Below are 24,167 nucleotides of genomic sequence, written 5' to 3' on the forward strand. Positions count from 1 at the left end.
GAGGTTGGGCTGCTTTTGAAATGACATGCCTTTTATTTTACGTAGGTTTATGCTGCGGTTGCAAACCGCTAAGATCAATAGGCACAAGTGGCCTTCCTTCGGAAGAACACTTGCGCCAGTAGTGGAACATGGGCCGTTAAAAATTGAACACTTGTAATATTTAACAGAGGTTGGGCTGCTTTTGAAATGACATGCCTTTTATTTTACGTAGGTTTATGCTGCGGTTGCAAACCGCTAAGATCAATAGGCACAAGTGGCCTTCCTTCGGAAGAACACTTGCGCCAGTAGTGGAACTAATATCACAATACAATGAAAATAGTTAAGAAAGGATTACTAATGGTTAGCATTGCTGTTTTTATTGCTTCGTGTAAGGAAAAACATAATTTAAAAAATTTAACCACCAGGAATTTCTTGTATTTTTCAGAAGGTGCAGCGTGGCCATTTAGCGGAGTAGCTTATGTGAAAGATACTATCAGGGGAATAGAGAAAACTATGTCATCATATACATTTAAAAACGGTATTCCTGATGGGGATTGGCAAGCATATGGACATGAACATGAAATTTTGATGAAAGGAAAATTAACTCCGGTTATAGTATTAGATGAGATTAAAAAAGACTTCCCGGATCTTCAAAGAATAAATATTGATAAGTATACTGAAGGTGATGACAATTTAAGAATAGATATATTTCTTATTTCAAATAACCCAACACAAGATTCAATAAACTGCCAACAGAAAAAGAAAGATCTGATCCTTTTCTTATTAAAAAAAGGCTTCTTGCTTGAAAATGAAACTGACAATATATATGATTATGCAGTTGCTAAAGGGGAGTTTTAATACTGTTTTTTACAATTTCTTTATCACCACCTTTTCCGCATACTCCGCCAATACATCATTAAAGAATTTTTTGGCAGCTAAAAATTTGGCCGCAGGAATTTTATATTCATCCAGTTCCAGTCTTGCCGTAGTGATGATACGTTTTTTGGTTTCATCAAACTGGTATGTAGTTTTAAAATTACCATATTCAAAACTCAGCACTTTGGGTTTGGGTAATGTTTCCACACCAAAGCCTTCGGGTAACATATAAATGGTGGTATCTGTTTTTATAAAGGGATGTGGAAAATAATAATCCTGCGTACGGTTTTCGGCTTTGGGTAAAGCGTAGCGCCATATTTTGTAGATACGGGGATTTAAAAATTGTTTGTTGCCCGCACTAAAATCAGGTACTTTTTCCATTGCCAACTGTAGTTGAACAGGTGCCTGTTTATCATCTTTATTATAGGTAACATCAAAATCATCGGGCTGTAAAAATTCAATATAATTTACCAGGTATCTTTTCTGGTCATCTTTTTTCTGGTCAAAAATATAATTCTTCATATCATCCTTAAACTCACCCGTGGTTTGCAGTTCCACTTTGGCAATACCGGAACCATCATCTTTCAAATCAATAACTGTATTGCTGGTGTACAGGTTATTAGCGGCTTTACTTTTAGGGGTGTTAATAAGGTGCCCGCCGGTTTCGGTTAACAAGAGTGCAGACCTGTTCTCCGTAAAATTGCCCAATACCCCAAACTCTGCGGTATTGCTGGTACATTCCAGCCAAACCGTATCGCCATTTAATGGCGCACAAAGTATCTGGTGGTTAAAAGGATCGTAAGGAAAATCAGGGTCAATAGTATTGGGATTGGTACTGCCTTTTATCCAGGCCGAATAACTCTTGATATTTACTGCATTAAGGCAGGCCTGCATGTAATTGCTTAATGCTTTACAATCGCCGTACTTATTTTTATGTACAAAATCGGCAGAGAAAGGCTTAAAACCACCGATACCCAACTGTATACTTACATACCGGCAATTTTTTTGCAGGTATTCGTAAATGAGTTTTACTTTCTCTTTGTCTGTACTGGCTTTTTCGGTGAGTTTTTTTATTTCATCAGCATATTTTGCATCCAGTATATTATCGGATTTTACCAATGTATTATACCAGATGCCCATGTTCTGCCAGCTATTCATTTCGCCGGGGTAGCCATCCAGTTCAAATTTATTAGGCGCAATCAATATCCATGGATAGCTGTTTTCTATGTAACCGCTGCCGGCTTCATATTTTTTTGCAGGTAATGCACTGATATTCCAGTTATAGGTTTTAGTATCCTTGTCTGTTTCATCAATCTGTGGCGCCAATACTGCATTCATTGGCTTAAACCTGATATCCATTTCTTTGGGCACTCTCACTGTAAAGGATGAACGCTCAATAGATTCTTCCGGCCCCTGTATGTGAAAGCTGGGATAGCTATACAAGCCATGGTACACAATGGTATAATCAAATTCCACTGTTACGGGATATTGATTTACCGGTACTTCGTAATAATTTACTTTGCCTTCGGGCACTAATCCCGATCCGGTGCTCTGGCTGCTGAGGTCTTTCTTTTTATATTTATTGGTGAGTTTGCCCGATTCGTCATACACTTTTATTTCCACATCTTCCAGGGAACGGAATTTATCTGTAAACTGGTTGAACACCAATTCGTCTTTTGCCGATGCATCCAATACTGTGGTTACCTGCTGTACCCTATAGTGTGCTTTATCAACATTATTGATCTCAAATAAAATATTTTCGAACCGTTTAACGGTATGGGCATCTTTTTTTAATGCCTCGGGTATGTCGGCTACATTATACGAAGGTGGTTGCGCTGCTACTGCAGTACAAAAAAACACAAGAGAAAATAAAATATACTTCATGGGGACTATTTCTTTTTAATTACGATCTGCTCATTCAATTTTGCAAACAGTTTTTTATAAAATTCTTTAAACTCCGGGTAATTGGCTGCCGTATAAAAACTGCGTTTAAACTCTACCGATATTCTTACATTCAGCAAATTATCATCTGCCTGCATCGACCTGGTAAAGATAATACTGGTGTCGGGCATTATCATGGAAATATTTTCGGGCAGTCCATCAAAGACATAATCCTGCGGTATGGAGTAGTTACCAAATACAGTATAATCCTGCTGAAATCCAAAATCTATATCCGCCATGCGTTCGTCGGCAAGAAAAGGATTTTTATCCAGGTCGGAAAAAAGATTGACAGTAAAATATTTGTAATTACCCGAACTATTGAGCACTGAGGTGAATTTTACTTTTTGTTCCAGCGGTAATGAATCTGCATCGGCGTTATTTACAGTAAGGTCATCAATTTTTAAAGCAGTATAGGGTTTGGTAAAATATTCCTCTTTAAACTGCTCTTTATTTTTCAGCCAGGCTTCGCAGCGTTGCTTTCTTGCATAGCCGTTACAGTTTACCAGGCCATCGCCTTTCATGATACCGGCTTCATCAATTTCGCCATGAATGGCAGCCATCACTTTATATTTATTTTTCTGGTCAATCAGTTCGATCCATTTTCCATCTTCACCATCTGCAATAAAACCCTGTGTATTCACAATACTTTCCGGTATCAGTTTATAGCCGGATACTTTGTCGGTACCGTCCAGTATAAAATATTTGTCGTTCAGTTTTACATATGCCATTACAGTATTAAACTGGTTAACGAAGGGATAGAATTTATTCACCAACCCGTTTTCCCTGGTGCTTAGTAAAACAGGGCTTGCTTTAACGCCGGCTTTGTTTAAAAGGCAAACCAGTAATAAATTAATATCGCCGCTGGAGCCCGTTTTTTTTGCAAACGTATTACTTACACCATTATAGGAATAGATGGTTTCATCGCCATCCCAGCTGATATTTTTTCTTACATAGTTATAAACAGCTTTCATTTTACTTTCGGTATCGGGTAGTTGCCTGGCTTCATTAATAACAACGGTGGCTGCATCTGCTTCCCATTCAAGTTGTTTGCCAAAATCACTGTCTTTCATCAGGCTTTTAATTACATCGCTCCAGCTGGTACGCAGTTTAACAATATTGGTACTGCTGTATTCAACTTCTGATAATTGAAATTCCAGGCGCTGCTGGTAATCCCTTACCGAACCCATAAAAGGTTCGCTCCGGATACCGATAAGGTTACGCATGATAAAGTTCTTCTTCAGCACCTGGGTATTCAACACACCTTCGCTGGTACTGATCAGGTCATCCTTAACATCTTCTTTTACTTCAATACTATCCACAACTGTTGGCTGTACCGAAAAATGATACAACTGGGGAATATTGATCTGGTATTCGCTGTATCGTACCGGAATTTTATCCTGGAAAAACCAGTCCTTCAGATTCTGGTCTGTCCTTCTTTCCATTTTGTATTTAAATTCAATCACACTGCCTACTTTAACCTCAGGAAAGGCAATGATCATTTTGCTGGCAAATTTATTGATGCGTTTAGAGTAGATAGAACTTTTACTGACTTCGGTTACCTTGATATTTCCGCTTTCGTCCAGGTTATAGGTATATGCATCTATTTTAATGATCCTTTCTTCATTATTGTTATCATAATAGGGGATAGATGCATTGGCGTAGGTAAGGCCGCTTTCCTTTAATATTTTTATACGGGTTCTTCTTTCATAAATGGTATTCATAAAAGAGATATCAGTAATGCCGCGGTCGTAATACAAATTGCCCCAGTCAATAAGCGTAAGGGCTTCGGCACCTTTATCAAAGTCGCAGTCTTTCATCTGCAGGTCGGCCTTATCAATTTTGCCAACACCCGGAAGATTTTTTTGTGCCGTTGCCGCAACAACAAAAAAAAGTACTGCTACCAGGATAAAATGTTTTTTCATAAATACAATTACTAAGGGATAAACTATTTTTTCTTGAATACAAATTGTTCATTTAAAAAATCGAAAAGTTTTTTATAAAACTCCTGGAAATACCCGTAATCCTGGTTTAAGTAATAAGGTTTTCTGAATTCGAGTGTTATCTGCACATACAGCATGCCGTCAGAAATACTTGATGACCTGGAAAAAACAATGCTGGTATCGGGCATTATCATTTTAATGTTTTGGGGCAGGGGTTCAAACTGGTAATTTTGAGGAATGAAAAAATTTCCGGTGATCACATATTTTTGATTGGCACCAAAAAAGATATCCGAAAAACGTTCATCTGCAATAAATGGATTTTTATCGAGGCCCGAAAAAAGATTGACGGAAAAATAATTATAATCTCCGGAAGAACTGATCTTCTTTTCAAATTTCAAAGTTTGCTTCAATGGCAGAGAGTCTGTATTTTCATTTTCAAATTCAAGGCTGTCTATTTTAATATCCTGTTTGTTCTGGTTAAGCCATGCTTCGGTATATTTATCTTTTCCTTCTTTTAATTTGCCCAGGCGTATGTAGCGGCTGTAATCTTTTGAAATGATCTCAGCCTCGCCTTTCATATTGCCTTTGTCGTCTATCACCGCATTTAAAAAAGTGGTGTTATTAAAAAGTTGTTTTTCGTTCCATAACATTTTCCATCCCCATGGCGAGGCATTATTTTCCTGCCCCAGCACCTGGTTCAGAAAATCTCCTGTGCTGCCATCACCGGATTTACCTATTACCAAACCATAGGTATTGGCTACATCATAGGGGATAAGGTTAGCAGGGGTATATTTATCGGTAGCATCAAGCACATATACATTGTTATTGATGGTTACATAGGCCATTACTTTATTAAACTGATCGTTTCCTGCCACCGAGGTATTAACCCTGCCATTATCTTTTGTACTCACCAAAACAGGCTGGGCATTTAAATCAGCATCTTTTAAAAGGTTGATCAGGATCAGGTTGATCTCACCTGCAGTTCCCTTTTTATCTTTCCATGCAGCTTTTACACCATCCAGTGCCCAGATGCCATAAGTATCATTCCACTGCATATTTTTTCTTACATAATTGTGTATGGTCACCATTTTTGTATACGGATCTTTTACCTGGGCCAGCAATGCATCCAGGTCGGCGGTACGGGGAATATTCTTTTTAAGCTGCAAACCAAAATCTTCATCTTCCTGCAATTCCTTTATTATGCCGGGCCATGACCGGATAAGGCTGCGGCGTGGTACCCCGGGAAAATCCAGTGCAATCATTCTTGGTGTTACCTGTTGCAGGTAATCTTCATCACAACTGATGTATGGCTCGTCTCTTAATGCCGGTACATTGTTCATGGTAAAGGTTTTAATATTGTGTAAACCTTTCGAACTTTCAGTCATGCTAACATCCAGTAAGCCTGTTGGCGTTGCAGATACAATCAGTTCCTGCGGAAAGTTGAGGGAGTATTCACTATATACTACCGGTATGGATTTTTGAAAATACCAGTTTTTTAAAGCGTAAAAATCAGTAGCATCATCTTTGTACTTATATTCAATGATACTGCCCGGCTTAACTTCGGGAAAAGTAAAGATCACTTCAGAATACCTCTTGTTTATTTTTTTGCGGTAGATGGCATCCTTTTCAACTTTAATAAATACCGGGTTGCCACCGGCATCGGTATTTATGGTTTGTGCACTGATGCCTTTGATGTCTTCCAGGCCGGCACCATTTAAATAACGGATATGGATATTGGCAGCATCACTACCTTTCTGGTTCAGTATCTTTATCCTTACATGCCTGTCCAGCTGGGTGCGTAAAGGATTGTAAGGGTTGGTAGTGTTCAGATCGCAATATACTTCTGCCACATCAAACAGCACCACGGCTTCGGCGGCTTTATCAAATTCGCAATCTTTCATGGCGAGCTCAGCTTTATCTATTTTTCCAAAACCCGGAATTTCTTTTTGGGCCAGGGTGACAAGAGAGGATACAACGAGGGTAAAAAGTAACAATGCTGATTTCATAATGGTAGTTATATCCTGTAAAATAATTATTTTTAAACAAACTGATGCTATCTTATTGTAATTTTATTTTAAATAAAAGCAGATGAAAATTTTAAAGCTGTTTATTGCAGTGTTTTTGCTGGGTTCGTGTAATGCGCAAAACAACAATAATAAATTAAAGACAAACAATAGTGATAATACGCTGCTGTGGGAAATAAGCGGAAAACAACTCAGCAAGCCCAGTTATTTGTTCGGCACTTTTCACCTGATATGTAAAGATGATATTCCTTTTGGGCCGCAATTGAAAACAGCTGTACAATCAGTAAACGAAGTGTATATGGAACTGGATATGGATGACCCGGCAACAATGATGGGGGGCTTGTTATTAATGAATATGCGAAACGATACTACCTTAAAAAAACTATTTACGGAAGAAGAGTATAAAAGGGTAGACCGGTTTTTCAATGATTCGCTACACATGCCTATAACCATGTTTCAAAGTATGAAACCCTTTTTTTTAGAAGCGATGCTTTACCCTAAAATGTTGCCTTGTAAAACTATGAGTGGGGTAGAAGAAGAGCTGATGAAAATGGCAAAGGATAATAAAAAAGAAATACAGGGATTGGAAACTATGGCATTTCAGTCAGCTGTTTTTGACAGTATTCCCTATACCGAACAAGCAAAAGAACTATTAAAAAGTATTGATAGCCTGCAAACCTACAGAAAGTACTTTGATATGATGGTTAAAGTGTACAAAAGCCAGCAGCTACATAAAATGGAGGAACTTTTCAACGATAACGAATTCGGGATAAACGATAACCAGGACATTTTACTGGATAAAAGAAATAAAAACTGGGTGACGCAACTGAATACCATCATGAAAAAAGAGAGTGTATTTATTGCCGTGGGTGCAGGCCACCTGGTAGGGGAAATGGGATTGATAAACTTATTGCGCAAGGAAGGGTATACGCTGCGGCCGGTTGAGAATTAGTTTTTTAGTTCTTAGGTAATTAGTTATGTGGTTTCAATTAAGTACTACAAACTAAATATCCCGCTATTTCACCACCACATCCCTCACCACTTTTTCTCCCAGTGCTTCATTAACCCGTTCTATAATTTTTTCTTTCTGGTACAGCAATTCATTCTTTAATGGCGCAACAGTAGAAGTAATGTATAAGGTATGATTGATGATCTGGATCTTATCGGTGTATTTGGCAATTGTTTTACCCATTACCTGTTCCCATATTTCTTCAATACGCACCGCCTGGATGCCGCTTTTTAAACGGCTCTTCTGTAAAAACTGCTGAATGGCGTCCTGTAAAGAAATTTCTCCCATAATTATTTTATATACAGTTTATAAGATCCGGTGATTTCGTTGGCAACCGTTTTTTTGTCCCATACACGAAAAGATACTTTTACGTAATTCTTTTTGTCTTTTAATTCAGTGATCACCGCCTTTAAAGAAATATATTTGGCATCTTCCGGGCTAACTCCTGTAGATTCATACGCAGTAAAAAGGTCTTCAGAATCGAGTATGGTTTCGCCATTGCTTAATACAATTTTTTCTTTACCACCCGGAAAAACTTTTCCTTCAATTTCTTTAAAGCCCCTGGCTAATACAATCCTTAAAGTAACCCGTTGGTTAATGTCTACTTTATTGTCTGCAGGCACTTTGGTCTCATCATCAAAAACCAGGAACGCTTCTTTTACGGTAAATCCTTTTACATTTAATTGCACGCCATTAGCATAAGGTTTTGCAGCTGTTGCAACCACAACCGTTTTTTTAGCAACCGGCTTTTGTGCAACAGCAGTAGCGGAATATATTGCACCCAGTAATAAAAACAGGCTGCAGCGGAGGGAATAAATTTTCATGGTGTTTTTTTAGTAGTGTAAAAGTAAACATATTATTGGTCTGCTCCTTACAATTCAATAACCTGGTATTTAACGGCCAGTGATTTAAATGCATCTTCCAGCCTTTCTTTATGTGTATCGGTAATAAAAACCTGCCCGGTATTTTCTTTACACACCCAATGCAATAAATGCTGCATGCGGTTATCGTCCAGTTTCTCAAATACATCATCTAAAAAAAGCAATGGCGCAAAGCCCTTATTCATTTTCAGCAATTCAAATTCGGCCAGTTTTAGCGCAAACAATAAACTTTTGCGTTGCCCCTGCGATGCGGTGTTTTTAAATGACTGCCCGTTTAATTGTATACTGATATCGTCTTTATGAATACCACCATTTGTACGTTGCAGCATAAAATCCTTTTGCCGGTTATCATTCAGTACCGATTCAAAATTACCGGTATTTAACTGGCTGTCGTATTGCAGGGTAACAGTTTCGTTATTATCAGCTATCTGGTTGTAGAATTGTTGAACCAATGGTATTAATGCCGCAGTAAAATTTTTACGTTTGGTGTAAATAAATTTGCCCGGGTGTACCAGTTGTTCATCCAGCACTTCCAGCAGCGGCCAATCGGTTTTACCCTGCTCTGCAAAACGCTTTAATAAACTGTTGCGTTGCTGCAGTACCTTATTGTACAGGATCAATTGCAATAAATATTCCGCATCCATCTGGCTGATGACCGTATCTACAAATCGCCTTCTTTCTTCGCTGCCACCTGTTATCAGTTCAATATCATCCGGTGCCACCATTACCGCAGGAAACCTGCCGATATGCTGGCTCATCTTTTCGTAAGGCGCATCATTCAGCAATAATTCTTTTTTACCCACGCCCCGGTGAATACACACTAATTTCAATGCCTCTGCCTGGTTTTCAAACTGGCCCTCTAATCTAAAGCCATCTTTATCAAACTGTATATTTAAGCCATCGGTTTTACTGAAATAACTTTTGGTGAAGCAACAATAATATACCGCATCCAGTAAATTGGTCTTGCCCTTGCCGTTCAGTCCGCAAATACCAATTACCCTTTCGGTAAAATCGAAAGCATCGAAACTGTAATTTTTATATTGGGTGATGGTTATTTTTTTTACCTGGAGCATTGAGGGTGCAAGATAACAACAAAAATGCCCGCAGATTTCGCAGGTGACGCAGAAAATAGAACGAAAACGACAGACCACTGTCAATCGGCAATTACCAGTAAACACTGGTGGTCAGTGATCTGCCGTCCATTGTAACTTGAAAACACCCTGCTCCATCAGCGAAATTTGAGGGAATATTCACATCGTCTCATAAATTGTGGATATAGTGCCTCTCAGCTAAAAATTCAACTAACAAACAATAAACCGAAAACCTAAAACCCCTATCTTTGCCGCCTAAAATTTAAACACCTTGGCAACAAAGTTTTCTAAAGAAACTTATTTATACTGGTACGAACTGATGCTGCTTTTGCGCAGGTTCGAGGAAAAAACCGGTCAATTGTATGGAATGCAGAAAATCAGGGGCTTTTGTCACCTGTACATCGGCCAGGAAGCAGTAGCTGCCGGCTGTATGACTGCTACTAATCCCGATGATAAATTTATTACCGCTTACCGCTGCCACGCATTAGCCATTGCAAAAGGAGTTACTCCTAAAGCCAGTATGGCCGAATTGTATGGAAAAGCCACAGGCTGCAGTAAAGGAAAAGGCGGCAGTATGCACCTTTTTGGTGTGGATGTGGGCTTTTTTGGTGGTCATGGTATTGTGGGTGCCCAGATCGGAACAGGCGCCGGCCTGGCTTTTGCCGAAAGGTACAAAGGCACCAATAATGTAGCCCTTTGCTTTTTTGGCGATGGAGCTGCACGCCAGGGTATGCTGCATGAAACCTTTAACATGGCTATGTTATGGGATCTGCCGGTGGTATTCATCTGCGAAAATAACCATTACGCAATGGGTACTTCTGTAGCAAGAACAAGTAAAACATTAGATATTTATAAACTGGCCGATGCCTATGATATGCCGGCCGATTCAGTAGACGGTATGAGCCCTGAGGCTGTACACAATGCTGTATTGAGGGCCGCTAACAGGGCAAGGGAAAAAGGCGGGCCAACTTTCCTGGAAATTAAAACCTACCGTTACAAAGGGCATAGTATGAGTGACCCTCAGAAATACCGCAGTAAGGATGAGGTGGAAGAGTACAAAGAAAAAGATCCTATTGATCATGTACTGAATGTATTAAAAACACAATACAGTGTTGCAGATGCAGATATTGAAGTGATCAACGAAAGAGTGAAAAAAGAAGTGGAAGAAAGCGTGCAATTTGCGGAGGAAAGCCCATGGCCATCTGATGACGAATTGCTGAAAGATGTATATGTGCAGGAGGATTATCCTTTTATTGTTGACTAATTCAACCAAAAAGTACAAAGGATATAAAAGTACATAAGGTAAAAACGATTACTTATTCTAAATTATAAAAGACAACAATGGCAGAGAAAGCAAAAGTAGTAGAAACGGTGGAAGTAAATGAAGCGTTGGAAAGGGCCAAAGGTTTTTGGGCCAAATTCAGCAAGCCGATCATTTACGTGGGCAGTGCAATTATATTATTAGGTGGTGGCTGGTATGCTTATGGCAAACTTGTAAAAGAACCTAACGAGTTAAAAGCAAGCGAACTTATTTTTCCGGCAGAAAAACTGTTTGGTAAAATGGCGCAGGTTGGCAGCTATACAAAAGATTCAGTAGGATTGGTTTTAAATGGCGGCGTAGTGGATAACGAAAAACTAACCGGCATGCTGACCATTATTAAAAATTATGGTGGTACTCCTGCAGGCAACCGTGCCCAATACATTACCGGTGCCTGTTACCTGCACTTAGGCGATTATGATAAAGCTATTAAATACCTGAAGGAGTTTGACGGCAATAGTGCAGAACAAATACAAAGTGCGGCTTACAGAATGATCGGTGATGCGTATGCGGAACTTAAGAAAAATGATGATGCACTGAATTATTATGCCAAAGCAGTAGAAGTTGCCTCTTCTAAAGATGAATCAACCATGTTCTTAGCTTTATCAAGAGCCGCATTATTTTGTGATGCTACCGGTAAAACCAAAGAAGCGATTGGATATTTTCAGCAGATCAAAGACGAAATAACCCCTGCATTTTTCAGGAATAACAGGATTGATTTTGACGCTGATAAATACCTTGCAAAATTAGGAGTGGTTAAATAGTTGACAGGTTTATTAGTTAATTTGAAAATGCTCTGGTTAAGATTGACCGTTCACAATTGACGATTCACGACTTACAACTCACATCATGTCCATACACTCTTCAAACTTATATAATACAACAGGCATCCAGCTACCAAAGGATGCCTGTGTTGTAATTGTACGTACCGAATGGAATGCAGAAACCATTGATAAACTGGAAGAAGGCTGTATAAAAATTCTGGATGAGAATAAAGCCCACCACAGAACGATCATTGTGCCCGGTGCATTTGAAATTCCCTTTGCCATAAAAAGTTACTGGGAAGCACATAAATATAAAGATGATAAACCGCATGTGTTTATTGCTTTGGGTTGTGTGCTGCGAGGCGATACGCCGCATTTTGACTATGTATGCAAAGCTGTAACAGATGGCGTGGTGCAATTGAACTTATTATTACCGGTACCTACCATTTTCGGAGTACTTACAGTAGATAACCAGCAACAGATTGATGAAAGAACAGGCGGCAAACACGGCCATAAAGGCGAAGAAGCTGCAGTAACTGCTTTAAAGATGATGGCACTGAAAAACTCTTTTAAATAAATTGTATGACTAACAGGTACCTCAGCTTTTTATTTTCAGTTATCCTTATTGCGGCGGGTACATCTTGCAATAATAATGATAAAAGCAGTGTTGCTGTACCCGATTCATTAACAAATAATAACACAGGTAATGTGCAGCAATCTATTGTAGTGCCGATTGCAAGGGAGAACGACATTATCGATACTTTAAATGCACTGCCTTTTGTAAAAGAAAGCAGCAGGTATATCGATTCGCTCACCAATCACAAACATACCATCGCTTATATCATCGACACTACCGATAACGAATACACGGTTACTGCAGGCTACAATGGTGCCGACAGGTTTGAGACCTACTATAATTTTACAATAAATAAAAAGACAAGGGAAATAAAAGTGCAGGATGTTATTTCGGGAGATATGGTAACGCCGGCTGCATTTGAAAAACTCCGGAAAGCCGACAAATAATACAGATCGAAATGAAAGTTCAATTATTTATACCGTGTTTTGTGGATCAGCTGTATCCGCAAACCGCTTTTAATATGGTAAAGGTGTTGGAGAAAGCTACCTGCGAAGTAGTGTACAATACCAATCAAACCTGTTGTGGCCAGCCGGCTTTTAATGCCGGTTTTTGGGATGAGGCAAGAACTGTTTGCAGTAAATTTTTAAAAGATTTTGAAGGCGCAGATTATATTGTGGCACCAAGTGCCAGTTGTGTGGGTTTTGTAAGGAACTACTATGCCAAACTGTTTGAAAATTCTTCGCAACACAACCAGGTAAAGGATATGAGTAAACGCATTTACGAATTCACTGAATTTTTAACTGACGTGTTGCATATTGAAAACTACGGAGCAGAACTGCATATGAAAGCTACCTATCATGATAGCTGTGCCGCATTAAGAGAATGTAAAATAAAAGATGCGCCACGCAGGTTATTATCGCATGTAAAGGGTTTGGAACTGACAGAGATGAATGATGTGGAAACCTGTTGCGGTTTTGGCGGCAGCTTTGCAGTTAAATTTGAAGCCATCTCTATTGGCATGGCCGATCAGAAAGTTAGAAACGCCAATGATACCGGCGCTGAAGTGATCATCTCCACCGACCTCAGTTGTTTGATGCACCTTGATGGCTACATCAAAGGCAAAGGCCTGCATTTGAAGACCATGCATATTGCCGACGTATTGGCAAGTGGCTGGGAATAGGGGGCAGGACGGCTTCAACATGTCAGACCCCTAAAAGAAAATCCGTTCCACCGTCCAGAAGGCAGCAATAGCTGCAATAATTATGGATAAAGGAATTACGATTCGTTTTCTGTAATACGGTTTATCACCAAAGGCTCTGCCCAATAAAAAGTAAGCGGTTAAGATAACAGTGATCTGTCCTAATTCAACTCCCAGGTTAAACATAATTAAAGAACTGAAATACGCATGCTGCGGAAGGCCTAATTGTGTTAAGGCGCTGGCAAAGCCCATACCGTGTATCAACCCAAACAAAAATACAATACCAATTCGGCTGGCTTTTAAACGTGGAGAAAAAATATTTTCCAAAGCCACATACATGATGGATAATGCAATAACAGGCTCAACAATATTTGTCGGCGGTTTAATTATTTTATACATCGCAAGCCCGAGTGTAATGGTATGCGCTACTGTAAATGCAGTGGCCTGCCAGAGAATAGGTTTTAATTTGGGGTTGAGCAAAAATAAACTCAACACAAATAAAATATGATCTAACCCCAAAGGCAAAATATGTGTAAACCCTAATTGCAGGTAAATGCCTGCAACTTCTGTTTTACTTAATTGGGATAATCCTTCCACATCATGCGCCATTGCTGCATTGCATACTAAAAAGAAGAGAAGCATAAAGCTCAGCACCCGGCAATGATATTTAAAACTGTTGTTCATGTTGTGTAAAGGTTGATTTTAATTTACGAATTGTACCGGGTATTGGTTTGTAAAATATATTTAAGAACGTAACGTCGTTTTATCACTGCCACTTTTTTCTGAAAAAACTCACTACTACATAAAACGATTTTAATTTTTGGGTGAGCCACCTTTAAGAGGTGACCCACCCAAAAATTAAAAGAACACTACCAGTTTTATCTTTGCAAACAAAGGCGTACCTGGTGTAAAATTCAATTCTGTTATAGCGCCGGGTTCATTTTGCAACCTGCTTTCAGTTGCAAATTGTGCTTCATTCCATTTTACGTTCAACAGGTTTTCTGCTGATATACCAATTTCGTATTTTGGCCGGGTATAGTTGATGGAGGCATCCAGTAAAAAATATCCTTTGGCTACAACAGAATTATCTTCATTGGCAGGCCTGCTTTTTATATAGCGGTATTTTATGCCGCCATTAAAACCGGTTTGCTTTTTATAAAACAAACCTCCGGTACTGGTTGCGGTGGGGGCCAGCGGAATATAATCCTGTCCCCTGGCTTCATCTCTTGCCGTTGGTTTGGTAAAATTAATATTTGCATTGGCAAATAAATATTTAGTGAACTGATAACGTGCTATAATATCAATGCCTTGTCTTTTCGTTCTGCCACTTGGTTCCACATTGCCATCATCTCCTACATACACAAACTCCTGGTCGAGGTATAAATTCCATGCAGCAATATTTAACAGGAGATCTTTGGCGGGTTTCAATATCACACCAAAATCGCTGCCGTAAGCAGCAGGTAGAATTTGTTTACCATCATTGCCAACCACCACTCTTGTATCATTACTGTGAAAACCTTTACCGGCCTTTACATATACCTGCACCGCTTTGCTGATAGTATACTGTACATTTAATTTAGGGCTTACAATAGATTTTGCCTGCGATGGCATTTGTGTAACATTCAACCTGTCGTAATAATTAAAATGAAAATAATCAAAACGAAGGCCGGCATCAATTACCCAATTACCAACAGTAGCTTGTTGTTGTGTGAATGCATATGCGTTTGTTTCTCTAATATCACCAAGTTTAATATAATTTAAGAACTGTCGTTTTACCACATGGGCTAATTTACTTTCATCAGTGCCATCATGTCTTACACCGATACCATCTGTAGAAGTCAACGTCCATTTACCAAAAAAATATTTTTGTTGTAGTGTAGAAGAGTAACCAAAAATATTCCGGGCTTCTGCCTGGTTGATCTCATCTCCATTAACAGGATCATTTAAAAAGAAAGAAAAATTGGAATAGAGATTAAATTTATAACGATTTAAAAATACCTGGTTGTTTACTGTTGCACCACTTTTGAATTGATGAGTTACAGTAAGACTAGCATTATATCTTTCTGTATTGCCACCTTCACTGGGGTCGATGCTGCCGAAGCGGTCAATCAAGCCGCTTTCAATCGCTCTCTCCGGAACCTGGCCGCTGGCATCCCAGTTACTTTTAAATGCTGATGCAGAAAAACTAAGATTGGTATTTGCTGTTATTGCAGCATTGTATTTGGTGAATACATTAATGCGATTGAAATTTTGTTTGTTTTGTGTTGGGCCATCGGTATAATTAAATTCACCGGCGATATACGCACTCTGTTTATCTTTATTTTTTTTCAGCAGATCGATCATCGCCAAAGTGCGAAAGCTGTTAAAATTTCCACCTTCTATTTGTACCAAACTCTTTGGTATATTTTTAAAAGTAGAAAAAGCTACATAACCTGCAGTATTTAAATTGCCGTGTTGTGTGTAATAAGGTCCTGCACCAAAATCAATATTATTGATGGTCTCAGGAATGATAAAATGAGCATCGGCATAGCCTTGCCCGTGTGCATGGCTCACCATATTCACCGGCATACCATCTACGCTCACCTGTACATCTGTACCATGATCACAATCGAAGCCACGTAAAAATATTTGTTCTGCTTTGCCGCCACCGGCATGCTGTGCAATAAATAAACCCGGCACAAGGCGTAGTAATTCCTGTGTATTTTTTACCGGGCTTAATGCCAGGTCAATTTTTGCCAGCGAACTGAATTTGGAAGAACCCGTGGCCTGCAATTTTACATCTTCCAATTGAATAGCATCGGGCTGCAATTCAATTATTAAAAGATTGTTGTTTATTGTGGCAGCCGTATAAGTTTTGTAACCAATATGCGATACTGCAATATTTGCAGGTTGGTTTTTTATTTGCAATATAAAATTTCCATATTCGTCTGTCAATGCTTTATCGTTGTCATTACTGGCAACACTTACAGAAGCAGCTTCCAGCGGTTGCCTGCTTTGTGCATCCACCACTTTGCCCTTAAGCACCGTTTGAGCAGGCGCAGCTATTACAGTAAAGAATATGAAAATTAATATCAAAAAACAACAATAGTGTTTTGATCGTTTCATAAACAATTTTAGATAGATGAAAAAAATGCATGGCACATACCATCAGCTTTGCAGGAAGGGTTATGTGAATGCAGTGAAATAATCTATCTATAAGCGGGGAGGAGGATAATTATTTTGTACTATGCAGCTTACAAGAGAAGCTGTAGCCGCTAATGGGTAGTCAATATCCTTTAAAGCAATCATAAAAGACTGTTGTTGCTTAACTACCGTTACGATATGTTCGTTAACAGTAGTATCTTTTTTTAAAAAAGAGGAGGAAGCCGGTTTATCTGAACTATCGTCTTTTGATGCCCTGGCTGTTTCATAATGCACATGGTACTTTCCGTTTTCATAATGCATGGTGGCCATATGATGGGCATAAAAGAAAGTATGGCTTACAAAATCACTTACATAAGGCAGCACCGGTTTCAATACCATCATAGTATAGCTCAACAAGAGAATATGTAAGCATAATTTTTTCATTTAAAATCAATCTGCCTTATTTGAAATGTAAACTAAAATGTAAAAACAGTATTAATTATAATAGGCGTCATCACGGATTTGAACCGTGATGACACTTGTAATTATTTTGCATTGATTGCAGCTGCCCTCTGCAATAACTCCGGATTTTTGCTGTTGGTACTTAATGCAGTCTTTATATATTCCTTTGCTTTTACAAAATCGTTTTGGCTGTAGGCAATCCAGGCCAGTTCATTATTCACATCAATATTTTTAGGGCGGATGTTGAATTCCATCATGGCATATTTTTTTGCACTATCCCATTGATTGGTCTTTTCAAAAGCCCTGGCTAATTCTAAAGAAACGGAGTGATGGCCGGAGTTAGCATCAGTGAGCAGTAATTTTTGAACCGCATTGTAACTATCCATTGCTTTTTGTGTATTACCCATGGCTAAGTACACATCAGCTTTTTGTTCATCAAAAGATGATTGTGGCATGATGGCATTGGCAGAATCCAGTAAAGCTAAAGCCCTGGTATAATTTTTCATTTTGGTTTCCACTTTTGCAAGGCCGGCCATACTTGGTGCATAGCTGGGGCGCAGGTATAAGTTTTCTTCAAAAGCACTTTTTGCTTCTTGCAGCTTACCGGTGTTTAAATACAGGTCGCCCAGTACATTCCTGCTCCAGCTTTGTGCTTCGCTGCCCGGCAAACCTGCCTGCACGGCTAATTTCATTGCGGCAATGGCGCCGGGATAATCGCCGTATATCTCACGTAAATAACTTGCTCTTGAATAAGATTCCAGTGATGGTTTTAAAGCCTGCATTTTATCCGACATTGCAACCGCCTCTTCGTAATTGCCCAACTCAACATTCGCATCCACTAAAATGCCATACACATAGGCATTATTCGGATTAATGTTTTTAGCTTCTTCCGCAATTTTTTTAGCATCTGCAAACTGGTGCTGGCTCATTCTTAAAGACGCTTTGTAAACATTGGCTTCAAAATTTTCAGGATCAATACTAAGTACTCCATTTAATATTTTTTCAATGGCAGGATAATAAAAATGATGTTCACCTGTAATTCTTTGTTCGGTAATAAAAATGGTGGCTAACTGCAAACGTGTTTTTACATCTTCAGGTTTGGTCGCCAGTTTCGCTTTTAATTCGTCTACTTTTTGTTTGGTCTTTTCCCATTCGGCTGCGGTAGCCAGTTCACCTTTTCGTTCTAAAAGATTGGGAATATCCATGGGATTCTGATCGCTGATATACGCTTTTAATTTTGCTTCGCTGTTATTACAACTGCTTATAGTTGTAGTAAGCGTAAACAGGCAAAAAGCAGCAGCAAAAAATGGCAGGAGGGTTAAAGTCTTTTTCATGTCTTTATTTTTATTTGTTTTGGTGACATGGAATTCGCCGGCAAAAGTCATCCAGTTTGAAACGCTTCTGCTTATGGCTCATTTCATTTTATGTTGTTTTTATTTATGTACGACAAAAGGAGAACCATGGTTCTCCTTTTGTTATAAATTTTATAAAAAGAGAAGTCAGGTTTTTGAAAGGTCTCAACTAACATAAAGGTACAGGATAAGACAGTAGAACGTTTATACGGTATATAAGTTGAAGCCTAACCTACTTTTAGTGATTAGCCTTAAATGTTTTGGTCTTACCGCTATCAACTAAAGAAGAATCCTTCACTTTCAAAGGCACAGTTTGAGCAGAATGTTTTAGACCGGAATCGGCGTTGGGGATGGTTTCCTGCTTTTCTTTTGTTGGGGTTTCAGGTGCTACAGTGGGTTTGTGGTTAGTGAGCCACCATAAAGTAATCGCTACAATTATAGGTGCTGATACTTGTATTAATATCCATTGCGGATGAGTAGTTAATCTAAATAACTTCCCTTTTAAAGTTAGTCTATAAGTTATTGGTGGCTTTTCATCCCCGTATTTTATCATGCCTCTATCTCTTAAAGATTTAATCCATAAAGTATATTTTTCAGCAATCGCACCCTTATTAAAAGCATTAGGTGAACTTTGTCTTAAATCATCCGTAAAGAAGACATTGAAAAAGTATGGGTAATGGCTTATAATCCACAAAATATATCTATCTGTAGGCTCTACAAATAGTATCATGTGTGTAGCCGGAAATTGAAATGCTTTTGGCTTTATATCTTGTGCTGCGGGTCTTTTGGTTATATTCCCGTTTCCATCTGTAGTTTGCATTAGTTTTGCCATCCTACTAAACTAATAAAGTTTAGTCAAAACAACTACTTCTTTTTAGCTTTCTTAATCGGAGTATTTAAAGCCAGTTTTAGTAACTGGTCTGCTGTTAAGTTGGTCTTAACAGTAATATTGGGAACTGCCTTCTTTTTTGGTTTTGTAGCTTTAGCCATTACTAAATTTTGGTAATAGGATGTTTTGGAATTATTATAAATTAAGGGAGGATAAAATCAGCATGCTCTTTTAATATTAATTTTATTTGAGGTTGAGCCATAGGGTATAAATAAACTAATATCCCTTCTCTTCGTGCAAATTTCATAGGCGCAACAAAATCACTATCGCCTGCTACTAATACTAATTTATCAATAGTTCTTTTACTTGACATCCATGCAATATCTAACCCTATTTTAATATCAACTGATTTCTGTTTAAAGTCTGGAATAAAATTAGTTTTATTAGAAGGGTCAACTTTCCATCCATCAAAAGATAACTCACCAAGTCTTAATGCTAATTGTGGGAAGGTTCTTAAATCATTATGAAAAGCATTTGCAGCCTTAAATTGTCCATGTTGTGAAAAATCCACAGAATTTCCATTAGGGTCTACCTTAGTATCTCCATTTGGTCTACAATCGTAATAGTAACTTCTTAGTAACATATCGGGCAGAGCACCTGGGTTAGTTGCTGCGACTTTCTTCATAATATCCTGAATAAATGCTGGCATATCACCAACCCGTGGATTTTTTTGGTTTAATGTTTTAAAACGTTGCAAGAAAAACCCGCCATCAATTAAGATTGCTACTTTACTGGTTGCCATAATGTTAAAGGGGTTAAAAAAAGTAACCGCCGACCGTCCGTTCTACACAGACACCCAGCGGTAAGTAATTAGCCAGCCTACTGGCATTGGAATAATTTACTGTAAAAATAATATCAAAAATGATACCACCAAATATTTTTTGATAAGTGGTTGAAGTTGTAGATTTTATTCGACAAAAAAGTAGTAATTAAGAGGGGTATGAATTTACGCATAAATCCAGTCAAAACCACCTGCACTTTTGCGAATACCTTTACATACTTTAGCTATATTGGTTTTATTAAAGCCAGTTGCTTTTGCTGCTGCTTCCACACTTTTGTATTGTCCTATTATTTCATCACCTGAAAGCTGTATAACTCCTTTGTATCTGTTTTCGGGCTTTTTGGTTAATACTATCTGCTTTGGAGAAATAGCGGCTATAAGAGCCTTGTATGTAAGCCTACCTTCAATTTGTTTTAGGGATAATGCAAACCTATCAGCATCTTTAATTTTACGGCTATTAAAACGATATGCAAATTCATCACAGTAACGTTGTGTATGCTTTGCGCTTATTTGGAAGTAAGTGCCAATAACCATTCTTTTTAAATGGCTAAATGCTCCTTCAATTGTATTGGTGTGTACATTATCTCTTACATATTCCTGCATAGAGTGATTAACTGCATGGTAGTTGTAGCTATGTGCAATACGGTTGTAAAGGTTAGAACTATCAGTAATTAAAGTTGCATCTTTCTTAACTGTTTCTGCTATTGTTTGAGGTATTGCCACAGCACTATTAACCATAACCTTTGCAACTAAATTTCCCGTTCTTTCAATCATTCCCAATACAGTTGTTTTATTTACGAAGTTGCCGCCAGTTTCAAGGAACTTCTTTCTTTTAGAGTTGTGCATATTAGCATACTTACCACCTATAAAAGTTTCGTCTGCTTCTACAGGGCTATGCTCACCTAATACAATATCTTCTTTCATTCGTAACATCTCCCTAATACGGTGTAACATAAACCAACTGCTTTTTTGACTAATACCTAAATCTCTTCCCAATTGATAAGAACTTATTCCCCTCTTATGTGCAGTAACTAAATAGATAGCTGTAAGCCATTTGCACAAGGGTATTTTAGAGGCTTCCATAATAGTACCTACCTGTACACTAAAGTTCTTTCTACAGTCTTTATGGTTACATTTAAAACGTTTACCACCTTCAATTACAGTTACCCTTTCACAAGAGCAATAAGGGCATATTATAACACCATCCCAACGCTCTTTAATTAAGTAGTTCCTACAAGTAGTTTCGTCAGGCATTGAAGTAATTAATTCTCTAAGATTCTTAAACATATATTTAGTATTTTAGTATATTCAAAACAACTTTTATGACAACAAGTGATTTTTTTGAAAAAATAATTATTCCGTTAGCTGCTGCTTGTATTGGTGCTGTAATTGGTGCAATAATGGCTTTTCGCTATCAAAGGAAAATGGAATTGCAAAGAGATAAAAGAGGTATAATGCAACTTATAATGGCCTATAGAAGTGTAGGCGCAGTTGAAATAGATTGGATTAAGGCTCTTAATATGATTGATATTGTTTTCCATAATAATAAAAAAGTAAAGGCGCTATTAAGAAAATATATGTACTACACAGAAGAAATAAGATTTAATACAGGTGAGCATAAAGCAGTATTAACCGAACTTATTTATGAAATGGGTCAATCAAGCGGTTATAATGATTTAACAGAAGCCGATATAAGAGACGCTTATAACCCAATTGCAATAAGCCACATATACGCATCGACAATTTCAAGATTTTCGCAAGAGGGAGCGACTTCCGAGCCTCCACCATCCACCAAAGATTAGAGTTGTAAATACAGGCAGGTGGATTTTTAGAAAATAAAAAACCACAAGGTACTTCTACCTCATGGTTATCTTCAAATTCCTGTACCTTAATGTCTGTTATAGCCTTTTTGAAACCTGACTTCTCTGAATGCTGGATTAATTTGTTTTTATAATACCTACAGTAGTTGATTTTAAACCATCCACATACATCCTGGCATAATAGGCACCTGCAGCTAAATTGGTTTTGCTCCATTGCACATAATAATCGCCTTTGGTACGGCTGCCTTCATTGATAGTGGCAATCTTTCTTCCTGCTGCATCTGTAATGTCGATCATTACACTGCTTGCATCCTGGCTCACTTTATAATGGAACGTGGTGGCGGTTTTAAACGGACTAGGGAAAGCTGAAAGCGCAATTGGCTCAGCAGCAATGCCTAAATTAAATACATTGCTTTTTGGCCCTGTGTAAGATGCACCCACAAAGCCTCTCCATGGTGTTTGCACAAAAGGAAATACTGCTTTAAATGTAGTATCGTTTTTGGTAACCCCGGCGTTAAAGCTGATGGTATTTACCAATTGTGTAGTAACAGGACTTCCGCCTACTACATAATCATCGTACCACAAACCAATGGCAGCAAGTGCAACGCCACCTACAGCTTGTAATTCGATCGTGGTTACATCGTCTTCCAGTCTTCTGCCGTTAGGAAAACCATCCATGTTTGGAATAAACTGCAGGTTAAGATTTCCATTAAACCTGGCATCAGTTAAACCTAATACCGCAGCCTGTACAATACCCAAAGAACTGAAATCAGCACTGTTTCTTGGAGTAACAGGCACCGCCATATTCAATCTTAAATAATCACCTAATGTGGGTAAAAAGTTATTGATAAATGGTTTGCCTGCAGCTAATGGATTACCATTTTTACCGGTAGCCAATTGATAAGGGCGCAGGTTAGGAACGCCAGTATAAAATATCGGTAAAATATCAACCGCCCTTGGGCTTGCATTATCAGGTAATAAAATATTACCGAATATAGCATCATCCAATGCAGTACCTGCAACAGCGGGAGAACCTTTAAGAGGATATAAACCTGGTTTACCATTTCTAAAATCAAAAGCACCTAAAGATTTGCTTTGTACCCTTAATTTAGCAAGGCCCGGTACAGCACCGCCAAATTGTGAATCATCCATGTATAAGGCCAGTTCAGGATTTTTAAAATAAGGAACAAATTGTCCGTCGGCAGAAGGTGCAACGGAATTCCATTTATCTTTCATACCAATAGGAATAACGGCTTCGTTGGTCAAAGGCATACCTAATCTTGATACCTGTGTCCATGCACCTGAAGTAGCGGGTTTATCGCCGGTAGTACTTAAAGTGGTAATGGCAGGGCGGCTTGCATTAGCATACACACCAATTACAAATTCAGGATCTAAAATGCTGGTAGCCTGCGCCGTTGTTTTACCTGTTTTTTGTAAGGTAGAAATGGGCACTTCAATAGCAATGGAATGACAATTGAATTTAGCCAGGCCATCTCTTGCACCGGCAGTTCTGAAACCACCTGCATCAAACGCACCTCCTAAATCAACAAAGAAGGGATCATCAACAGGGCCGCAGAAAACTTTTTCGCCACTGGTAGCGGTTGCAATAGCAGCTGTCATCAATGTATTGTAATCTGTTGCACCTAAACCAACACCGCCTTCAATAGATCGTGGGCCAATGTTTGGCGGAGGCACCACGCCATTGGTAACAATAGCAGTAAATGTTGTACCACCGTTGATGCTTCTTTCGCAGGTGTAAGTGGTTTTTATATTTTGTTTACCCAGGCGGATGTTGAAGAATGTAGAACCGTCTTCATTTACCTGGGTGAACGTAAAACGATAGATGATATCATCACCGGTTGTTGCTGTGTTATTGTCAACATGAATTTCGTAACGGATATTTTCTCCGAAAGAAAACCAGTTGGGGCCACCTGCCGGATGTTCGAAAGGAATATAGTTGGCAATTAAAATGATCTTGCTGCTATCGGCAGGGCTGCGGAAAGCATACAGGTCGGTATTATCGGCCAATGGATCATTACTGATCAATGGCGCTTCCCTGTGGCTGGATGCAGCCGCCGGCATTACGAATGCCGTGGTGCAGATAAGCAGGGCCGTAAGTATTTTAAAATATTGTTTCATACT

23 protein-coding genes are annotated in these 24,167 nt (G+C 38.6%); 8 read left to right on the plus strand and 15 right to left on the minus strand.

From position 1 onward, the window contains the following. Window positions 1–309: 309 nt before the first annotated feature. Window positions 310–837, plus strand: a complete 528-nt coding sequence (locus ACYVM0_RS03200) for a hypothetical protein (protein ID WP_460552356.1) — start codon at window positions 310–312, stop codon at window positions 835–837. Between the two features lie 9 nt (window positions 838–846). Here ACYVM0_RS03200 and ACYVM0_RS03205 read toward each other — a convergent pair whose 3' ends face one another. The 3 genes from ACYVM0_RS03205 to ACYVM0_RS03215 are packed head-to-tail and all read right to left on the minus strand — an operon-like array spanning window position 847 to window position 6,742. Beyond that, window positions 847–2,739 (minus strand): DUF3857 domain-containing protein, encoded by a 1,893-nt coding sequence (locus tag ACYVM0_RS03205; protein ID WP_460552359.1) that lies wholly within the window; start codon window positions 2,737–2,739, stop codon window positions 847–849. A 5-nt stretch (window positions 2,740–2,744) separates the two neighbouring features. After that, window positions 2,745–4,718 (minus strand): DUF3857 domain-containing protein, encoded by a 1,974-nt coding sequence (locus ACYVM0_RS03210; protein ID WP_460552362.1) that lies wholly within the window; start codon window positions 4,716–4,718, stop codon window positions 2,745–2,747. Window positions 4,719–4,741: 23 nt separating this feature from the next. After that, window positions 4,742–6,742: a DUF3857 domain-containing protein gene (locus ACYVM0_RS03215; RefSeq protein ID WP_460552365.1), complete on the minus strand. Its 2,001-nt coding sequence runs from the start codon at window positions 6,740–6,742 to the stop codon at window positions 4,742–4,744. Window positions 6,743–6,824: 82 nt separating this feature from the next. Here ACYVM0_RS03215 and ACYVM0_RS03220 point away from each other — a divergent pair, with 82 nt between their 5' ends. Beyond that, on the plus strand, window positions 6,825–7,712 hold the full coding sequence (locus ACYVM0_RS03220) for a TraB/GumN family protein (protein WP_460552368.1): 888 nt from the start codon (window positions 6,825–6,827) through the stop codon (window positions 7,710–7,712). Window positions 7,713–7,775: 63 nt separating this feature from the next. Here ACYVM0_RS03220 and ACYVM0_RS03225 read toward each other — a convergent pair whose 3' ends face one another. Genes ACYVM0_RS03225 through recF form a run of 3 tightly spaced genes read right to left on the minus strand, consistent with a single transcriptional unit; the run spans window position 7,776 to window position 9,723 of the window. After that, window positions 7,776–8,057 (minus strand): DciA family protein, encoded by a 282-nt coding sequence (locus ACYVM0_RS03225; protein ID WP_460552372.1) that lies wholly within the window; start codon window positions 8,055–8,057, stop codon window positions 7,776–7,778. A 2-nt stretch (window positions 8,058–8,059) separates the two neighbouring features. Next, window positions 8,060–8,593 (minus strand): hypothetical protein, encoded by a 534-nt coding sequence (locus ACYVM0_RS03230; RefSeq protein ID WP_460552375.1) that lies wholly within the window; start codon window positions 8,591–8,593, stop codon window positions 8,060–8,062. Window positions 8,594–8,640: 47 nt separating this feature from the next. Further along, entirely contained in the window at window positions 8,641–9,723 is a 1,083-nt protein-coding gene (recF, locus tag ACYVM0_RS03235; protein WP_460552378.1) for a DNA replication/repair protein RecF, read from the minus strand. A gap of 289 nt (window positions 9,724–10,012) precedes the next feature. On the opposite strand from recF, the gene pdhA reads away from it, so the two are divergent. From pdhA to ACYVM0_RS03260, 5 genes are all read left to right on the plus strand, one after another. Beyond that, the gene (gene pdhA / locus ACYVM0_RS03240) at window positions 10,013–11,005 is read left to right on the plus strand and encodes a pyruvate dehydrogenase (acetyl-transferring) E1 component subunit alpha (RefSeq protein ID WP_460552381.1); all 993 of its coding nucleotides are present in this window, start codon (window positions 10,013–10,015) and stop codon (window positions 11,003–11,005) included. A 77-nt stretch (window positions 11,006–11,082) separates the two neighbouring features. Next, on the plus strand, window positions 11,083–11,823 hold the full coding sequence (locus ACYVM0_RS03245; RefSeq protein ID WP_460552383.1) for a YfgM family protein: 741 nt from the start codon (window positions 11,083–11,085) through the stop codon (window positions 11,821–11,823). A gap of 85 nt (window positions 11,824–11,908) precedes the next feature. After that, the gene (gene ribH, locus ACYVM0_RS03250; protein WP_460552386.1) at window positions 11,909–12,400 is read left to right on the plus strand and encodes a 6,7-dimethyl-8-ribityllumazine synthase; all 492 of its coding nucleotides are present in this window, start codon (window positions 11,909–11,911) and stop codon (window positions 12,398–12,400) included. 5 nt (window positions 12,401–12,405) lie between these two features. After that, window positions 12,406–12,846, plus strand: a complete 441-nt coding sequence (locus tag ACYVM0_RS03255; protein ID WP_460552389.1) for a hypothetical protein — start codon at window positions 12,406–12,408, stop codon at window positions 12,844–12,846. Between the two features lie 11 nt (window positions 12,847–12,857). Then, the gene (locus ACYVM0_RS03260) at window positions 12,858–13,580 is read left to right on the plus strand and encodes a (Fe-S)-binding protein (protein ID WP_460552392.1); all 723 of its coding nucleotides are present in this window, start codon (window positions 12,858–12,860) and stop codon (window positions 13,578–13,580) included. Between the two features lie 30 nt (window positions 13,581–13,610). On the opposite strand, the gene ACYVM0_RS03265 is transcribed toward ACYVM0_RS03260, so the two are convergent. The 8 genes from ACYVM0_RS03265 to ACYVM0_RS03300 form a co-directional block, all read right to left on the minus strand. After that, window positions 13,611–14,282, minus strand: coding sequence for a HupE/UreJ family protein (locus tag ACYVM0_RS03265; protein ID WP_460552395.1), 672 nt, complete (start codon window positions 14,280–14,282; stop codon window positions 13,611–13,613). 174 nt (window positions 14,283–14,456) lie between these two features. Then, window positions 14,457–16,673, minus strand: a complete 2,217-nt coding sequence (locus ACYVM0_RS03270; protein WP_460552398.1) for a TonB-dependent receptor — start codon at window positions 16,671–16,673, stop codon at window positions 14,457–14,459. Window positions 16,674–16,790: 117 nt separating this feature from the next. Continuing rightward, entirely contained in the window at window positions 16,791–17,165 is a 375-nt protein-coding gene (locus ACYVM0_RS03275; protein WP_460552401.1) for a hypothetical protein, read from the minus strand. A gap of 101 nt (window positions 17,166–17,266) precedes the next feature. Then, complete coding sequence (locus ACYVM0_RS03280) at window positions 17,267–18,517, minus strand: tetratricopeptide repeat protein (protein ID WP_460552404.1); 1,251 nt, start codon at window positions 18,515–18,517, stop codon at window positions 17,267–17,269. Window positions 18,518–18,773: 256 nt separating this feature from the next. Then, a complete protein-coding gene (locus ACYVM0_RS03285; protein WP_460552407.1) occupies window positions 18,774–19,355 on the minus strand; it encodes a hypothetical protein in 582 nt (193 codons plus the stop codon). Window positions 19,356–19,399: 44 nt separating this feature from the next. After that, window positions 19,400–19,525, minus strand: coding sequence for a hypothetical protein (locus tag ACYVM0_RS03290; protein WP_430988499.1), 126 nt, complete (start codon window positions 19,523–19,525; stop codon window positions 19,400–19,402). 41 nt (window positions 19,526–19,566) lie between these two features. Further along, window positions 19,567–20,166 (minus strand): NYN domain-containing protein, encoded by a 600-nt coding sequence (locus ACYVM0_RS03295; protein ID WP_460552411.1) that lies wholly within the window; start codon window positions 20,164–20,166, stop codon window positions 19,567–19,569. A gap of 204 nt (window positions 20,167–20,370) precedes the next feature. After that, window positions 20,371–21,492, minus strand: coding sequence for an IS1595 family transposase (locus ACYVM0_RS03300; protein ID WP_460552414.1), 1,122 nt, complete (start codon window positions 21,490–21,492; stop codon window positions 20,371–20,373). A gap of 35 nt (window positions 21,493–21,527) precedes the next feature. Here ACYVM0_RS03300 and ACYVM0_RS03305 point away from each other — a divergent pair, with 35 nt between their 5' ends. Then, window positions 21,528–22,007 (plus strand): DUF6680 family protein, encoded by a 480-nt coding sequence (locus ACYVM0_RS03305; RefSeq protein WP_460552417.1) that lies wholly within the window; start codon window positions 21,528–21,530, stop codon window positions 22,005–22,007. Window positions 22,008–22,142: 135 nt separating this feature from the next. Here the strand turns inward: ACYVM0_RS03305 and ACYVM0_RS03310 are convergent, their stop codons facing one another. Then, on the minus strand, window positions 22,143–24,164 hold the full coding sequence (locus ACYVM0_RS03310; protein ID WP_460552420.1) for a DUF4331 family protein: 2,022 nt from the start codon (window positions 24,162–24,164) through the stop codon (window positions 22,143–22,145). Between the last annotated feature and the right edge of the window lie 3 nt (window positions 24,165–24,167).

The organism is Ferruginibacter profundus, assembly GCF_054783275.1.

Excerpts from the sequence above, each read along its gene's own strand:
- ACYVM0_RS03200 (WP_460552356.1), top strand. The coding sequence starts at position 310 with ATGAAAATAGTTAAGAAAGGATTACTAATGGTTAGCATTGCTGTTTTT.
- ACYVM0_RS03220 (WP_460552368.1), top strand. The coding sequence starts at position 6,825 with ATGAAAATTTTAAAGCTGTTTATTGCAGTGTTTTTGCTGGGTTCGTGT.
- ACYVM0_RS03280 (WP_460552404.1), bottom strand. The coding sequence starts at position 18,517 with ATGAAAAAGACTTTAACCCTCCTGCCATTTTTTGCTGCTGCTTTTTGC.
- ACYVM0_RS03210 (WP_460552362.1), bottom strand. The coding sequence starts at position 4,718 with ATGAAAAAACATTTTATCCTGGTAGCAGTACTTTTTTTTGTTGTTGCG.
- ACYVM0_RS03205 (WP_460552359.1), bottom strand. The coding sequence starts at position 2,739 with ATGAAGTATATTTTATTTTCTCTTGTGTTTTTTTGTACTGCAGTAGCA.
- ACYVM0_RS03310 (WP_460552420.1), bottom strand. The coding sequence starts at position 24,164 with ATGAAACAATATTTTAAAATACTTACGGCCCTGCTTATCTGCACCACG.
- ACYVM0_RS03300 (WP_460552414.1), bottom strand. The coding sequence starts at position 21,492 with ATGTTTAAGAATCTTAGAGAATTAATTACTTCAATGCCTGACGAAACT.
- ACYVM0_RS03215 (WP_460552365.1), bottom strand. The coding sequence starts at position 6,742 with ATGAAATCAGCATTGTTACTTTTTACCCTCGTTGTATCCTCTCTTGTC.
- ACYVM0_RS03295 (WP_460552411.1), bottom strand. The coding sequence starts at position 20,166 with ATGGCAACCAGTAAAGTAGCAATCTTAATTGATGGCGGGTTTTTCTTG.
- ACYVM0_RS03245 (WP_460552383.1), top strand. The coding sequence starts at position 11,083 with ATGGCAGAGAAAGCAAAAGTAGTAGAAACGGTGGAAGTAAATGAAGCG.
- ACYVM0_RS03260 (WP_460552392.1), top strand. The coding sequence starts at position 12,858 with ATGAAAGTTCAATTATTTATACCGTGTTTTGTGGATCAGCTGTATCCG.
- ACYVM0_RS03265 (WP_460552395.1), bottom strand. The coding sequence starts at position 14,282 with ATGAACAACAGTTTTAAATATCATTGCCGGGTGCTGAGCTTTATGCTT.
- ACYVM0_RS03225 (WP_460552372.1), bottom strand. The coding sequence starts at position 8,057 with ATGGGAGAAATTTCTTTACAGGACGCCATTCAGCAGTTTTTACAGAAG.
- ACYVM0_RS03255 (WP_460552389.1), top strand. The coding sequence starts at position 12,406 with ATGACTAACAGGTACCTCAGCTTTTTATTTTCAGTTATCCTTATTGCG.
- ACYVM0_RS03275 (WP_460552401.1), bottom strand. The coding sequence starts at position 17,165 with ATGAAAAAATTATGCTTACATATTCTCTTGTTGAGCTATACTATGATG.
- recF (WP_460552378.1), bottom strand. The coding sequence starts at position 9,723 with ATGCTCCAGGTAAAAAAAATAACCATCACCCAATATAAAAATTACAGT.
- ACYVM0_RS03230 (WP_460552375.1), bottom strand. The coding sequence starts at position 8,593 with ATGAAAATTTATTCCCTCCGCTGCAGCCTGTTTTTATTACTGGGTGCA.
- ACYVM0_RS03285 (WP_460552407.1), bottom strand. The coding sequence starts at position 19,355 with ATGCAAACTACAGATGGAAACGGGAATATAACCAAAAGACCCGCAGCA.
- ribH (WP_460552386.1), top strand. The coding sequence starts at position 11,909 with ATGTCCATACACTCTTCAAACTTATATAATACAACAGGCATCCAGCTA.
- ACYVM0_RS03305 (WP_460552417.1), top strand. The coding sequence starts at position 21,528 with ATGACAACAAGTGATTTTTTTGAAAAAATAATTATTCCGTTAGCTGCT.
- ACYVM0_RS03290 (WP_430988499.1), bottom strand. The coding sequence starts at position 19,525 with ATGGCTAAAGCTACAAAACCAAAAAAGAAGGCAGTTCCCAATATTACT.